Annotated in this window: 10 protein-coding genes; 7 read left to right on the top strand and 3 right to left on the bottom strand. The window is 62.0% G+C overall.

The window, feature by feature from the left end; translation table 11 throughout:
• Position 1 precedes the first annotated feature (1 nt).
• Together QZ409_RS01860 and QZ409_RS01855 are read right to left on the bottom strand one after the other, a co-directional pair.
• Complete coding sequence (locus tag QZ409_RS01860) at positions 2-3376, bottom strand: autotransporter domain-containing protein (RefSeq protein WP_296706475.1); 3375 nt, start codon at positions 3374-3376, stop codon at positions 2-4.
• A 1316-nt stretch (positions 3377-4692) separates the two neighbouring features.
• Entirely contained in the window at positions 4693-5655 is a 963-nt protein-coding gene (locus tag QZ409_RS01855; RefSeq protein WP_296706474.1) for an AraC family transcriptional regulator, read from the bottom strand.
• A 291-nt stretch (positions 5656-5946) separates the two neighbouring features.
• Between QZ409_RS01855 and QZ409_RS01850 the strand changes: the two genes are divergently transcribed.
• From QZ409_RS01850 to QZ409_RS01820, 7 genes are all read left to right on the top strand, one after another.
• The gene (locus QZ409_RS01850) at positions 5947-6522 is read left to right on the top strand and encodes an OsmC family protein (RefSeq protein WP_296706471.1); all 576 of its coding nucleotides are present in this window, start codon (positions 5947-5949) and stop codon (positions 6520-6522) included.
• Between the two features lie 31 nt (positions 6523-6553).
• Positions 6554-7795 carry an NAD(P)-binding domain-containing protein gene (locus QZ409_RS01845; protein WP_296706470.1) on the top strand — a complete coding sequence of 414 codons (1242 nt, stop codon included), beginning with the start codon at positions 6554-6556 and terminating at the stop codon, positions 7793-7795.
• Positions 7796-7808: 13 nt separating this feature from the next.
• Positions 7809-8981, top strand: coding sequence for an FAD-dependent monooxygenase (locus tag QZ409_RS01840; protein WP_296706468.1), 1173 nt, complete (start codon positions 7809-7811; stop codon positions 8979-8981).
• Positions 8982-8992: 11 nt separating this feature from the next.
• On the top strand, positions 8993-9484 hold the full coding sequence (locus QZ409_RS01835) for a MaoC family dehydratase (protein ID WP_296706467.1): 492 nt from the start codon (positions 8993-8995) through the stop codon (positions 9482-9484).
• A gap of 306 nt (positions 9485-9790) precedes the next feature.
• Positions 9791-10870, top strand: coding sequence for an efflux RND transporter periplasmic adaptor subunit (locus tag QZ409_RS01830; protein WP_296706465.1), 1080 nt, complete (start codon positions 9791-9793; stop codon positions 10868-10870).
• 27 nt (positions 10871-10897) lie between these two features.
• On the top strand, positions 10898-14032 hold the full coding sequence (locus QZ409_RS01825; RefSeq protein WP_296706463.1) for an efflux RND transporter permease subunit: 3135 nt from the start codon (positions 10898-10900) through the stop codon (positions 14030-14032).
• Positions 14029-14625, top strand: a complete 597-nt coding sequence (locus tag QZ409_RS01820; RefSeq protein WP_296706461.1) for a TetR family transcriptional regulator — start codon at positions 14029-14031, stop codon at positions 14623-14625. Before QZ409_RS01825 ends, QZ409_RS01820 begins: the two co-directional genes overlap by 4 nt.
• Positions 14626-14702: 77 nt before the next feature.
• Here QZ409_RS01820 and QZ409_RS01815 read toward each other — a convergent pair.
• A partial coding sequence (locus QZ409_RS01815; RefSeq protein ID WP_296706459.1) for a hypothetical protein occupies positions 14703-14896 on the bottom strand: 194 nt, incomplete at its 5' end.

Genomic DNA, 14896 nt, shown 5'->3' with positions numbered 1-14896 from the left:
CTCAGAAGTTCCAGGTAAAATTGCCTTTGACGGTATTGTCGTAACTCTGGTCGGCGAATTGGTTGGTCCAGGAAATGCCAAGCGAGGCGTTGGGCGCGACAACCAAATCAAGACCGGCTTCGCTGACGAGTGCATCGCGCGCAATCGGCGAGCCGGCCAGGGCGAAGGCCGCCCCACCGGACTGGAACGCCAGCGCCGCCATCGGCGTGATATCGCCCAGCGCATGCCGCCAACCCAGTGTGCCGCGTGCGGTGAGCGTGCCGGTCAGTGGCACAGCGCCGCGCAAACCCAGCGTGGTGTAGGTGGTGGCGAGTTTGGACGAGCCGGTCACGGCCGCCACGCCGAGTTCATTGACCGCACCGTCGACATTCACGTAGGCGATATTGGCAAACGGCTCCAGCGTGGTGGCTGCGAACGCAAAGCCGTGGCCGACCTCGCCGAACACCTGGGTTGTCTTTGCGGCATAGTCGCCACGCTGCGAGCCCCCCACATTCACCACGTTAACCTGCCGCGAGGCGAGGATGTCGTTCCAGGAGAAGCTGGCGCCGCCGCGAAGTCCCCATGCACCGACCTGACCGCCACCATAGAGCGCGATATGATAACTGTCGCTTGAGCCGGACGCGGCGATGCTCGGGGACCTGAAGATGGACTGGCTGTATCCCCCAGCCAGACCAACACGCCACCTGCCGTCGAAGGTGACGTCCATGCCGGAGATTATGCCGCCGAGCGATTGATCGGTGTGCGCCGCATTGCCATCACCCTTCAGCGAACCCCAGCTACCCAGCGCCTGCGCCCATACCGCGTAGACCGGCGGCGCCAGCGCAGCGAGCGGCGGCGCCTTACAGAACGGTATGGCGCTCGCGGCGGCGCAAGCGTTGCGCGGCTCTTCCTCTGCATAGGACAATGCGCTGCCTTCCGGAGCCAATGAGGCGCCGTAAGCGAAGTCCTGCCGCAGCCGGCGGGTCACGGCGTCGCGCAGATAGTACGACTGCTCAGACAGCACGCCCGTCGCGTTGGCATGAATCGAAGCGTTGCTCAGACTGGTGAAGGCGGAGCGCGCCTGGGCTTCGGTCGCGCCTACCACCTGCCGCCACAGCGGATTGGCAGCCGCCATCGTATCAAGCGCACTGGCCACGGCCTTCTCGTTGCGCGTCGTGGCCAGTTCGGCGAACGCGCCGGCGCCGCGCGCGGTCGTCAGGGTGCCGTTGAGGCCGTCGCTACTCAGGTGAAATGTGAGGAACGGAAAGTCGGCAATCGCGACGTCAGGCGCCGTTCCTGTCAGGCCGCCATTGGTCGTGATCAGCGTGTAGGTTTTACCCGGCACGACGGGGGCGGCCGCTTTATTGGTGTCATGGGCGATCTCGAATACCGAACTTTGAATATTTGCGCTGCCGGACACCTTGATCAGGTCGCTCGTGTCTCCATTGATCTCAGCGTAATATGTCGAGCTCGGCCCCATATAGAAATTGCCGTCGATATGGATGGTCCCGATCGAATTTCCGGGTGAGACCGTGCCGCCATTGTTGTTGACGTTGCCGAACGTGCCGTTGCCCGACAGTGTGCCGCCTTTATTGACATTGACCACAGACGAACTCTCAATCGAACCATTCACATCGAGGTTGCCCGCGTTGACATTGGTTTCGCCGGTGTAGGTGTTGATGCCGGACAGCACCTGCTTTCCACCGGCGATTGTCAAGCCGCCCGTTCCCTGAATGATGCCGGCATAGTTGGTCGAACCTCGGTCAATCGTCAGCGTTTGCTCGCCCAGCGTCACCTGACTGTTCGCCACTCCATCGAGCGTATTGATGGTTGCGCCTGCGTTTGTGCCGGAGATGTCAAATTTGCCGGCTGCGTTGGTAAGATTCACCCCGCCGCTGATTGTTCCGGCGCCGATCAGCGCTACAGTCCCGCCAGAGATTATGACGTTACCGTTGATCGAACCGCCGTTGGTTGTTGTGAATGCGGTATTGGTCAACGAGCCAAGGAACGTCCCGCCTGCCACTACCTTAAAAATACGGTTGTTGGTCAGTCCTGCATCGATACGCAGCAGGGCGCCGGGAAGCACCCACAAAGTGCCAGAGTTGGTGGCCTGACCCATCACCTCCCACGAAGCAAGAACATTGAGCTGCCCTTGCTGTACATTCAAATCCAGGGCCGATCGCTGCGAGAGCCCGTTTATCGTCCAGGTGCCCCCTCCAGTTTTCACCAAATGGCCGAAATTGATGTATTGCGAGTTCAACAAGCCAAGCTCAAAGGACCCGTTCGAAATGGTATTGTTCAATATGAGAGTGTCACTCTTGCTGAAAGCGGTCACCCGGCCGGAAATGGACTTGGTGTCTAGGATTGAAAGGCTGTTGACGCCCCCGGTAAAGTGTATCGCGTCAGCGCCCGAACCGCCGGCGACCGATCCTCCATCATTCATGGTGATGTTCAGATTCTGGCCGCTTATGCCGACACCGCCCTTGCCGGGAGTTGCACTATTAAGCTGGTCGAGTCTGTGGCCTTTACCTCTCATGGTAGGATCGAAAAACCCGTAATCAACAAGGTTTCCACGGCCGGTGCCTCGAGAGCCGCCCGCTCCACCCTTCACTGTTGCCGCAATTTCAACTTCAGATCCAACGGGGTTAGTGAACAGCAAGCCGACCCCGCCGCTTCCCCCGGAGCCACTTTGCTCGCTAAGGATACCCGCGACACCGGCGTAGCTGGCGTTGCCGCCATTTCCCCCGTTGCCCCCCGTCACATCACGCAGAATGTTGGTAGAAGCGCCACTTGTGACAACCGCGCCGTAACCGCCTGCGCCGCCCCCGCCGCCCCTGATATTACGAGCGGTGGAACCAGCCACCCAGAAGAACCTTTCGCCGAGGACGGTGCTGTTACCACCATCACCGCCGTCGGTGCCGTAAAAACCGCCAATAAAACCCAAACTCGAGCCGACGAAACCGTGCGTGCCGCCACCCCCGCCCGACGCGTTCAACCCACCCGAGCCGCCGGCGCCGCCCTGCTGGTATCCCGCGCCGCCGCCGCCTCCAGCTGCGAACATGTCATCGCCGCTACCGCCTTGCCCGCCAGTGCCGGTCGGATTGTCCTGGCCACCGACCGGGCCGACACCTGCCTTGCCATCCGGGCCGGTGCCTGCGCCGCCACCCGCGCCGCCATCCGCGACTGCGGGCGCGGAGGAAAGCCCTAAGGCGATGATAGCAAGACTTGGCATGAGTGCCGCAGGGGCGGCGACTACTGCAGTTGTGACCAAAAGAGCCGCAAAGCGGCCATTGAGACGCTTGCGCGCAACATCGGCCCCGGGGGTTTGGGGCGGCATAAAATGAGTCAATGGAAACTCCCAACCGGCCAAATGACGACGCTTAAAGATTCCGTGCACCTTCGCGGCGACGGACGCGCCCAACTAACTGGGGTTGAGTGGGGCTATGCTAGCGACTGGGCCGGGCAGAGTCTTGACTTTAAAAGCAGTTTTAACGGTAAAAAGAGTTGCATGCTGCCTAAATATCCGTCGCTTCCCTACCCAAAGCGCGTGTAGATCAGGCTTCTGCGCGATTGTGCGGCAGGGTGCTCTGCTTCGCCCCCGCTTTTTCTCAGGCACTCAAACGCAAAGTCGATTTATCGCGGTGCGCTCTGCCTCACAGTGTGGCCACGCCGGACGCGCCAAGAGTTCGAAATTAACCGCCTAGACATGATGGCGCACGATCGCGCCGACGGAGTTGGTCGGGCTCGTGGGCGCCGTCAGGGCCTGCCATCCCGGCATCGAATTGGAAGTGGTTGACGCCAGCGCGCGACCCAGCGGACAAACTCGTCGACGGCAATCGACTTGGCCATCCGAACATGAGCGGGTTATCGAAATATGACTTGGCCCAGCGGCCCGTTGTCAAATCGCGCCTTCGAGGGGCGCCGCCTGCATCTCGGCGCCCGTGGCGATTGTGTAACGTAAACTGCGGCTAATGGCACCGGACGAGACATTCGCGACTCAATCGTGGATGTCGCCTTCGAGCCGATAGCGGAAGGCACGTTCAGCGGAGAAAAGACAGCGCTGGTTGAGGACGGCGCCGACGCGGAAGAGAGCGAGCGCATTGCAAGAGGCTCATAGTGTACATTGCGAAAAATACACTTGCTTGGCCTTTTGCGAGTTTTTCTTGGCCGCAAACTTATCAAGAACTCGCTATGTCCCGCGCAATTCGCAGCTCGCCCCCCAATTCGTCCGAATTTTTGCGGGCGGCGCTTGATCGGCAGAGAACTGCCTCCCGTCTGTCTTCGGCGCTCGGATGCGTTCGATTCGACAGGCGTCGTGATGGTCCATTTACCATCCTTCAACGGTCATTCACGGAACCGAGCGAACCGGCGCTCATGACCCGTTGGAGACCTTCGCCAAGGATCGCGTAGAGGTCTCAAATCGGCGGAAGGCGGTCATAGGTCGAAGGCCCGGTTCGGGGCGGAGAACGGACCAAGACGAGACGGCAAGTTTGCGCCAAGAGTGGTAATTCAATGCTGTAAGAACCGATTGGCGCTTTCGGTCCAACAGTCATTCGTCCATGTACAAATGCAAGAGACTTGCGCACCGCTGGGGCACATAAATATTGAAGACCCCAGGGCTGTCGGTATTGTCAGCTAGCCCAAGGAATTATTGGCTGATTTGTCGAGGCGGCAACAGCCGTCGGAGTGATAATTCTTGCCAAATCGTCCATCTCATCCGTTGGCTTGGCGAACTCGCCATTCTGCCGGCGACATCTCGAATTCGCGCTTGAAAGCCCGCCGAAATCCTTCCTCCGACTCGTATCCGACCGCGTGCGCGATCTGAACGACACTCTTGCGGGAATCAAGCAGGCCGCGCTTTGCGGTCTCCAGCCGCCACACGGTAAGATAGCGGATTGGTGGAATGCCGATCAGATCGGTGAACCGCTCCATAAATGCGCTCCGAGAGAGCGCTGCCGTGCTGGCGAGGGTGTCAGCGGACCACGGCGCCGCAAGGTCGCCATGAATCAGCGCCAGCGCACGCCCAATATTTGGATCGCTCAACCCCTTGAGCCATCCCCGTTCCTGATCCCCAAGTGTCGAAGCGTATTCTCTGACCGCTTCAACCAGCAGCACCTCCGATAGCCTCGACATAACGCTTGACGACGCCAGCCGGCCTCTCACCAGTTCATCTGCCGCAAACCGCACCGAGGCCGCTACCCAATCGCGTGATGCGGCTTCGCCGATGTTGAGCTTCAGCATCTTTGGCAAAGCGGAAAGCAGGGGATTGAACGCGTCTTGGGTCCCAAGAAAACCGCAAATAATGCTCGTCGGCGCGCGCCCGCCACCGTATCGGATTTTCAGCGTTCCGCCATCTGCCGACCGCTGGATGAGGCCAGCCGCGCTCACCGGAGTGAGGCCGGGGCCGCTCGCCATGGTGTGGATGCTATTGCGCGGCAGCAGGAAGATTTCGCCGGCACGGATTTCCATCGGAGGCTCGCCTTCGACGGCGACGAGCATGCTTCCTTCCAGCACCACGTGATAACCTATCACCTGCACAACGTCTGGCAGGAACTGTCTGCATTCCTCGAGTCCGATCTGGGTGACAACGCACCACGGCGCCGTGAAGCTGGCCTCGAGAAAGACGCCCCCCGCGAGCCGAACCAGTCGAAGCACGTCTGACAGCGGGTCCGCCATGGTCCGCAACTCTCAAGAATTGGACGCGCGGTCCTCTCTGCCGGACGCACGGTCCTCCACCAGCGATCATGCCGCGTGTATCTTATTGACACCGACGAAGCGCCGTCCGCAGGCCGGAGCGCAAGAGATCGGCGACCGACGCGTCAGCCGCGCAGCAACCTTCGACTTCGCGAACTGACAACAACAATGCAGCAGCCTGCTGAACATCTGTGCCCTGGCAGGGTACGGCCGCGCCCTCGGCATGCCGTTCCACTGAACTGAACCGGATCTGAACATCAAAGGAGAACTCACATGATGAACATAACGAAACTTTCAGAAGTCGTGAAGATCGACAATGGCGTAAACGTCGAGGCGCTCCTCGCCGCACGCGAGGTCCTCGAGCATGCGCCCGAGGCCGCGCAATTCAAGTGGCGCGCCAGCTGTGAGTGGGTCAATGGCGCCCACAGCCGCTCTACTATTGGCGATTTCTATGGGCTCGGCGCCGAGCAGTCCCGTGGCAAGACCTTCACCGTCGAGTCTGACCACCCGCAAGTCTTTGCGGCCGAGGACAGTGCTCCAAGCCCGGTGGAACTCGTCCTCACCGGCCTCGCAGGTTGCCTGACGGCAGGCATTGCCGCCGTCGCGCAACGGCGCGGCATCCAGCTCCACGCCGTCAAAGCCGTCCTCGAGGCCGACATGGACCTTCAGGGCATCCTCGGCATCAACGACGAGGTTCGCAATGGCTTCCGCGCCGTCCGCGTGCACTTCGACATCAGGGCTGACGCGAGCGAGGACGACATCAGGGCGCTCGTGGCCCAGTCGCAGAAGCGGTCGGCCGTCTTCGACATCATGACCAACCCAACCAATGTCTTAGTCAGCGTCAACTGACGCAAACGCGCGCGAAACAGGAGCGAGAGCCGTGAAATACGCCACGACTGTCATCATTGGCTCCGGCCAATCCGGACTTGCGATGAGCAGGCACCTGAGCGACCGCTCGATCGACCATGTGTTGCTCGAGCGGGGCGAGGTCGCCAACTCTTGGCAGACGGAACGGTGGGACTCGCTCCGCCTCCTCACACCAAACTGGCAGAGCCGCCTGCCCGGTTTCGCCTATCAAGGCGACGACCCTGACGGCTACATGCGCATGCCCGAGGTCGTCGACTATTTGAGGCGGTATGCCGTCGTGTCGGCTGCCCCGGTCCAGCTCCACACGCGTGTGATCCGGGTCCATCAAGTCGATCAGGGCTACGAAATAACAACGGATCAGGGCCCTTGGCGTTGTCGCACGATCGTCCTGGCCAGCGGCGCATGCAATATCGCGACCGTGCCGTCGCTCGCCTCCGAGCTGCCGCGGAAGATCACCAGCCTCACGCCAATGCAATACCGCAACGCCAGCGCATTGCCGGACGGCGGCGTGCTGATTGTCGGCGCTTCCGCCACCGGCGTGCAACTGGCCCGCGAAATCCACGCTTCCGGCCGATCCGTGGTTCTCTCTGTCGGCGAGCATGTGCGCCTGCCGCGCGTCTACCGTGGCCATGACATCAAGTGCTGGTTGGATGTTATCGGGGCCATGGATGTCCGCTATGACGAGGTGGATGACATCGACCGTGCGCGACGATTGCCCTCGCTTCAGCTCATCGGCACGCCGGAGCGGACCACAATCGATCTCAACAGTTTGCGCAATGCCGGCGTCGAGATCGTCGGGCGTCTCGTTGGACTCAACGACGGCAAAGCTCAATTCTCGGGGGCGCTGGCGAACCACTGCGCGCTCGCAGACCTAAAGATGAACCGCCTGCTGGCGAGCATCGACGCTTGGCTTGGCGCGAGCGGCCAGGAGGATCGCTTTCCGCCTCCTTGCCGCTTCGAGCCGACAAATCTCGGCCCGCGGATGAGGCTGGGTCTGGACCTCAACGACAGCAGCATTGGCGCCGTCGTCTGGGCCACGGGATATCGACCCGACTATTCGTGGCTCGACGTGCCGGTTTTCGATCGCAAGGGGCGCATCCGGCACGACGGCGGCGTGGTGACTGCCCCCGGCATGTACGTCATGGGCCTCCCATTCATGCGCCGGCGCAAGTCATCGTTCATCGACGGCGCCGGCGATGACGCAGCCGATCTCGCCGCGCATTTAAGCCTTGGACTGCGTCGCGCGGTTGCTTGAAGGAGCAATGGTTATGAACACGCTTCACGCCTTAAAGCCGCGATACGATGTGGTGATCATTGGCGCCCGATGCGCCGGGGCGGCTACGGCATTGTTACTGGCCCGGGCCGGTTGCAAGGTTCTCGTCATCGACCGGAGCGCCTACGGCTCCGACACATTGTCTACCCACGCCCTGATGAGAATGGGCGTCGTTCAGCTCGAACGGTGGGGACTGCTTCCGACGGTCATGGCTGCGGGAACGCCTGCAATTCATATGACGACGTTTCACTACGGTCGGGAGTCAATCAGTGTCAGGATCAAGCCCGAGCACGGCGTCGGGCATCTTTGTGCGCCGCGTCGCACCGTGCTTGACCGCATCCTCATCGACGCCGCCCGCAGCGCGGGCGCCGACGTACGCCATGGCGTTACCCTCTGTGAACTGCAGCGCGACGTCGACAACCGGGTCGTCGGCGCCTGGTTGGAGAATGGCGACGGCGGCCGCGTTGGGGTGCGCTGTGATGTCCTGATTGGTGCGGACGGGCTGCAATCCGCCGTCGCTCGGCTTGTCGAGGCGGAGTCCTACGTGCAGGGGATGGGCGTCTCGGGCTGTGTCTACGGGTATTTCCAGAATGTGGAGCGGGATGGCTCTCATTGGCACTTCGTCGAGAATGCCGCGGCGGGCGTCATCCCGACCAATGACGGACAGCATTGTATTTTTGCCAGCGTGCCAAGGTCGGCCTTCACCGCAACGTTCCGCGGCGATATCGAGCGCGCTTTCCTGCAGGTGTTGGAGGCGAATTCCGCAAAACTGAGCGCGGACGTCGCCCGCGCCCGCCTGATCGGCCGCCTGCACGCCTTTGCCGGCGTTCCCGGACACATCAGGCAATCTCATGGTCCGGGATGGGCGCTCGTCGGGGACGCCGGCTACTTCAAGGACCCGTTGACGGCGCACGGCATTACGGACGCCCTGCGGGATGCGGAACTGCTGTCCGGCGCGATCGTCGATGGACGTCCGGGCGCGCTCGCTGCCTATCAGCATCAACGGGACGGGCTTTCACGCGACCTGTTCCAGATCACCGATTCGATCGCCTCGTTCCGCTGGAGCCTCGACGAAGTGAAAGCCTTGCACGCGCAACTCAGCGCCGCGATGCGCGCCGAATGCGAACGCATGGCTGGCATCGCCGTTCCAGCTTACCACGCAGCATGAGGAGACCCGAAATGTCGTCAAAGCAATTTTCCTGGGACCAGACAATTGCCGGTCGGCCTCGTGTCGGGGCGCGCGCCGCGCGCCAGCGCATGACGACAATGCGGGACGTCGAGATGTTCACCGAATTGACGGGCGATCGAAACCCGATCCACTACGACGCGGATCTGGCGACCAGGTCTCCGTTCCGAGGCCTGATCGTGCAAGGTGGCGTGACGACCGGCTTGTTGAATGCCGTCGTCGCCGAGGATCTGCCGGGTCCTGGCACCGTCTTCCTCGAAACCAACTGGCGGTTCGTCAAGCCCGTTCGCGTCGGCGAGACAATCATTGCGTCGGTTTGCGTCAAAGACGTCCGCGAGGACAAGCCGATTTGCAAGCTCGAAACGGTTGTTCGCAACGCGAACGGAGAGATTTGTGTCATCGGCGCCGCGACCACCTACACGGTTCCTTTGCTGGATCTGAGGAATCGCTCCGGAAGGCAAGCTCGAAGTGAAGACGTCGAATGAGCCTGACGCGCGACGGCGATCGTAGGGATGTCGACGCCGGCATACCCAATCTTCGACAAGCCATCCCAGTTTGGCGTCCGATCAGCGGCGAGGTTGCGCCAGAAGCGGAAAATCCGCGGTAGCTGAACGAACCCGTATTTTCGACGGTCGGCCGTCCCGATGCAGCGGCAGCTTAGCAAGCTGCGCGGCCTTCACGAAAGAATGATAACTGATGAATATTGTTTTTCATCAGTTATCATGTTTCACTCTGCTGGTTCCGTTTGGAGGCCTTTTGCCATGGTCGCGCCGCATTCACTCCGATTTCGCATGGCGCCGTCGCTTGGCGCCGCAGTCCTGCTCGCGGTCGGTCTGTCCGGCTGCGATCAAGCTACGGGGAGTCACAGCAAACCCGAATCCGAGCCGCGCGTTCTCGTCGAAAAGGTGCATTTCGCCCCGGAGAATGACATACGCAGTTTCGTCGCGGCGATTCGTCCCCGCATCGAAACCGATCAGGCGTTCCGCGTCGGCGGTAAGGTCGCGCGTCGTCTGGTTGAGACGGGCCAGCGGGTCAAAGCGGGCGACGCCTTGGGCCAACTCGACGAACTCGACCTGCGTCTCCAGAAGCAGCAGGCGGATGCAGAGCTGGCGGCATCACAAACCGCGCTCGAACAGTCGATCGCCGACGAACGCCGCGGCGCCGACCTGCTCCGCAAGGGCTGGACTGCGCAAGCGGCTTATGATCGCCAACGCGCCGCCGCCGACGAAGCGCGTGGGCGCAATCTGCGCGCTCGGCACGCAGTAGAACTCGCCGCCAACGCCCTCGGTTATGCGACTTTGCTTGCCGACGCCGACGGTGTCGTCACCGCGACTTTCATTGAGCCGGGACAGGTCGTCACAGTTGGACAGCAGGCGATCCGGCTAGCCCGGCTCGCCGAAAAAGAGGCCGTCGTCGCGCTGCCCGAAACTTTCGTCAACGGCGTCAAGAGCGGCGAGGCGCGCCTGACGCTTTGGTCGGCGCCGGAAAAGCCTTATCGCGCCGCGCTGCGAGAACTGGCGCCGTCTGCCGATCCGGCGACGCGCACGTTTAACGCCCGCTTCTCCCTTCCCGACGCCGACGACAAGGTCGAACTCGGCATGAGCGGCACGCTGACGATTACGCCAAATACAGGCCAACCCGTCGCCCGCGTTCCCCTCTCGGCGGTGTTCGACCAGGGCAAGGGCAGCGCGCTATGGACGGTCGGCTCGGACAGCAGGCTGTCGTTGAAGCCGATTGTCGTGCGCCGCTACGGCGAGCGCGACGCGGAAGTGTCTCAAGGCGTCGATGAGGGCGACGAAATTGTCGTTCTCGGCGCGCAAAAACTCGTGGCGGGCGAGAAAGTTCGCCCCACCGCGCAGCTCGCATTCTGAGGCCAACTCGTTATCTGGGGCATTGCCATGCGCCGTTTCAATCTCTCCGCCTGGGCGGTCCATCATCAGCCGCTGGTGCTCTTCCTGATCCTGTTGCTTGCCGTCGGCGGTCTGTTCTCCTATCTGCAGCTGGGCCGCGCGGAAGACCCTTCGTTCACCCTCAAGGTGGCCAATGTCATTGCGACCTGGCCCGGCGCGACGGCGGAAGACATGCAGAACCAGGTCGCCGACCCGATCGAAAAGAAGGCGCAGGACCTGCCCTATTTCGATCATGTCCAGACCTATGCCAAGCCGTCGTTCCTGGCGGTGCAGGTGTTTTTCAAGGACACGACGCCGCCCAGGGAGGTCCCCTGGCTTTTCTATCTGCTCCGCAAAAAATTGACCGACGCGCGCGGCGATCTGCCGTCTGGACTCATCGGCCCGGAGATCAATGACGAGTTCGGTGACGTCGATTCCGTGCTCTTCATGGTCAGCGGCGATGGCGCGGATTACGGACAGCTGAAAAAGGTCGTCGAATCCATGCGTCAGCGCCTGCTCGACGTTCCGGATGTCGCAAAAGTAAACCTCTATGGCGTGCAGGCTCCGCGCATCTTCGTTGAATTCAGCCAGGCGCAACTCGCCAATCTCGGCGTAGCGCCGCAGACGATTCTCGCTTCCCTGGCGCGGCAGAATGACGTCGCGGCGAGCGGCGTGTTCGAGACCCAGTCCGAGCGCGCGCCGGTGCGCATTTCCGGCGCGATGAACGGCGCAGCGGCAGTCGCCGAAACGCCGGTCGAATCCGGTGGACGCGTTTTCCGACTTGGGGACGTCGCCAAAGTGACGCCCGGGTTCAAGGACCCCGCGGATTTTCTCATTCGCCAAAGCGGCAAGCCGGCTCTTGGCGTCGGCGTCGTCATGGCCAAGGGCGGCAATCTGCTGACGCTCGGCAAGAACCTCGAAACGGCGATGCAGGACATTCGCGCCGCGGTCCCTGTCGGTATCAACATTGAGCAGGTCGCCGACCAGCCGAAAGTGGTCGCTCACGCTGTCGGCGAATTCACGCGCTCGTTCATGGAAGCCTTGATGATCGTGCTGTTGGTCAGCCTGCTGTCGCTTGGCTTGCGCACCGGCGTCGTCGTCGCGCTGTCCGTGCCGCTGGTCCTGGCGATCGTCTTCATCGTCATGAACGCGATCGGCCTCGACCTGCAGCGGATCACCCTTGGCGCCCTCATTATCGCGCTCGGCCTGCTCGTCGATGACGCCATCATTTCCATCGAGATGATGACGGTGCGGATGGAGCAGGGGTTCGATCGCCTGAAGGCGGCGACTGCCGCCTGGGATTCGACCGCTTTTCCAATGTTGTCCGGCACCCTCGTCACCGCCGCGGGGTTTTTGCCGGTCGGCTTCGCCGCCTCTTCGGCGGGCGAATACGCCGGCGGCATTTTCTGGGTCGTGACCATCGCCCTTCTGGCCTCGTGGCTCGTGGCTGTCGTCTTCACCCCCTTCCTTGGCGTCAGACTTCTTCCCGACCATGCAAAGGGCCAGAAGGCGTCGGATGCGCGCGCCATCTACGAAACCCGGGCCTATCGCGCCTTGCGGAGCCTGATCGCGTGGTCCGTTGATCATCGCAGCCTGGTGGTCGCATCCGTCCTCAGCCTGATCGTGTCCGCTGGCGTCGCTTTCGTCACCACTGTGCCGCAGCAGTTCTTTCCGATTTCGGAGCGGCCGGAGTTATTCTTCCAGATCCGCATGCCCGAAGGAACGGCGATCGGCGCGACTCTGGCGACGGTGGAGAAAGCTGAAAAAATGCTCAACGGCGATTCCGATATCGCGACCTCCACCACCTATGTCGGACAAGGTTCGCCGCGCTTCTGGCTTGGCCTCAATCCGCAATTGCCGAACGAAGCCTATGCCGAAATCGTGATCGTCTCGAAAGACCTGGTCGCCCGCGAAAGGATCAAGCAGAAGATCGAATCCGCCGTGGCGGAGGGTGCTCTGGCCGAGGCGCGGGTGCGCGTCGACCGATTCAATTTCGGCCCGCCGGTCGGTTTCCCCGTGCAATTCCGCGTCATGGGGCAAGACCCCCAACGAGTGCGCGACATCGCTTATCGCGTGCGCGAAGTCATGCGCGGCGATCCAGCCGTACGCGACCCGCAGCTCGACTGGAACGAATTGATGCCGTCAGTCCGCCTCGTCCTCGACCAGGATCGCGTTCGCGCCCTGGGCTTGACGCCGCGCGATGTCGCCGATTCCCTGCAATTGCTCATTTCCGGCGTGACCGTCACCACCGTCCGCGACGGAATTGACAAAGTGGACGTCGTCGCCCGCGCTGCTCCGGAAGACCGCGCCAAACTGGACCGACTCGGCGACCTGACGATCGTTTCGCGCAACGGCGCGCCCGTGCCGGTGGCGCAGGTGGCGAAGATTGTCTACGACCACGAAAACGCGATCCTGTGGCGGCGCAACCGCGACACAACCATCACGGTGCGCACGGACGTGGTCGACAGCGTCCAGCCGCCGGACGTGTCGGGCCGCATCTGGGCGCGCCTCGCCGACATTCGGACCGCATTGCCCCTGGGCTACCGGATCGAGATGGGCGGCGCGATCGAGGAATCCGCAAAAGGAAACAATTCGCTGTTTGCCGTCTTCCCGGTGATGATCCTCGTTATGATGACGATCGTGATGGCGCAATTGCAAAACTTCGCCCGGCTCGGCCTCGTGATGATGAGCGCGCCGCTCGGCATCATCGGCGCCACCTTGGGTCTGAAACTCGCCGGCGCGCCTTTCGGCTTCGTCGCGCTGCTCGGCTTGATTGCATTGTCGGGCATGGACATGCGCAATTCGATCATCCTGGTCGATCAGGTGCGCCAGGATCTCGAGCTGGGCGCAAGCTACCGTGACGCGATCATCGAGGCGACGGTCCGACGCGCCCGTCCGGTCATGCTGACCGCGCTCGCCGCCATCCTCGCCATGGTCCCCCTGTCCCGCTCCCTGTTTTGGGGACCGATGGCGGTGACGATCATGGGCGGGCTGTTCGTGGCGACCTTCTTGACGATCCTCTACCTTCCAGCGCTTTATGCATTGTGGTTCCGGCGGCGGCTCGACGAGCGGGCGACGGATCCAGTCCCGGCGACGGAAGGGCAATATGCGCTGCCGGGGATTCTCGGGATGTCGACCAGATGAGCGAAATGGCCACGAAAGAAAAGGACCAGCGGCGGCAGATCATCGAGACCGCTGAAAGGCTATTCCGCGAGATCGGGTTCCAGAAGACCACCGTCGCCGACATCGCCCGCGAACTGCGCATGTCCCCGGCCAATGTCTACCGGTTCTTCGGCGCAAAATCGGAGATAAATGAAGCGGTCGGCAAGCAGCTCATGGAAGAGGTCGAAGCCGCCATCGCGCTTATCGCCTCGGGGCCCGGCCCCGCGTCGGAGCGCCTGCGCGCCTTGATCAAGACCAACGAGGCGATGAACGCGGACCGTTTCATCGGCGACCGCAAACTGCATGACATGGTCGAGGTGGCGCTCAACGAACAATGGCCAATCGTCGAGCAGCATATTGAGCGGATCGCCTCCTGCATCGCGCGCATCATCGCCGACGGCATGGCGTCGGGAGAGTTCGCCCCTGGCGATCCGGTTCTCGCCACCCGGCTGGTCCACACCGCCTGCATGCGCTTCTGCCACCCGCGCCTGATGGTCGAATGCGCCGACGATCCCGAGCCGACCATCGATCAGATGGTGGATTTCTGCCTCGCCGCACTTCGGGCGAAGGGCTAGTTGTTTAGTTCAAGCATCTGGTGGACGGAATTGAGGCTCTATCGTTCCCCGTCCTTCGCAGTCTAGGGAATGGCGCCTTAGAGCCGCCTATTAATGAGCCGGGCAACTTCGACGAACGACCGGATCGGGTCGATGCTGTTGAAAAACTCGTTGCCCCGTTGCCCTAGGCGGGGCGGCGTGATTCCATTTTTCTCGCGATTTGCGAGGGGATTCCGCCGATGATGGGACGCCAGTCCGCCGATCAGGCTCAATTCTTTTATGCGTTCAATCT

Source organism: Rhodoblastus sp. (genome assembly GCF_019449565.1).
GTDB lineage: Bacteria > Pseudomonadota > Alphaproteobacteria > Rhizobiales > Beijerinckiaceae > Rhodoblastus.
The sequence above is the reverse complement of the archived record's forward strand: the minus strand, read 5'-3'. Positions and strand labels throughout refer to the sequence as shown.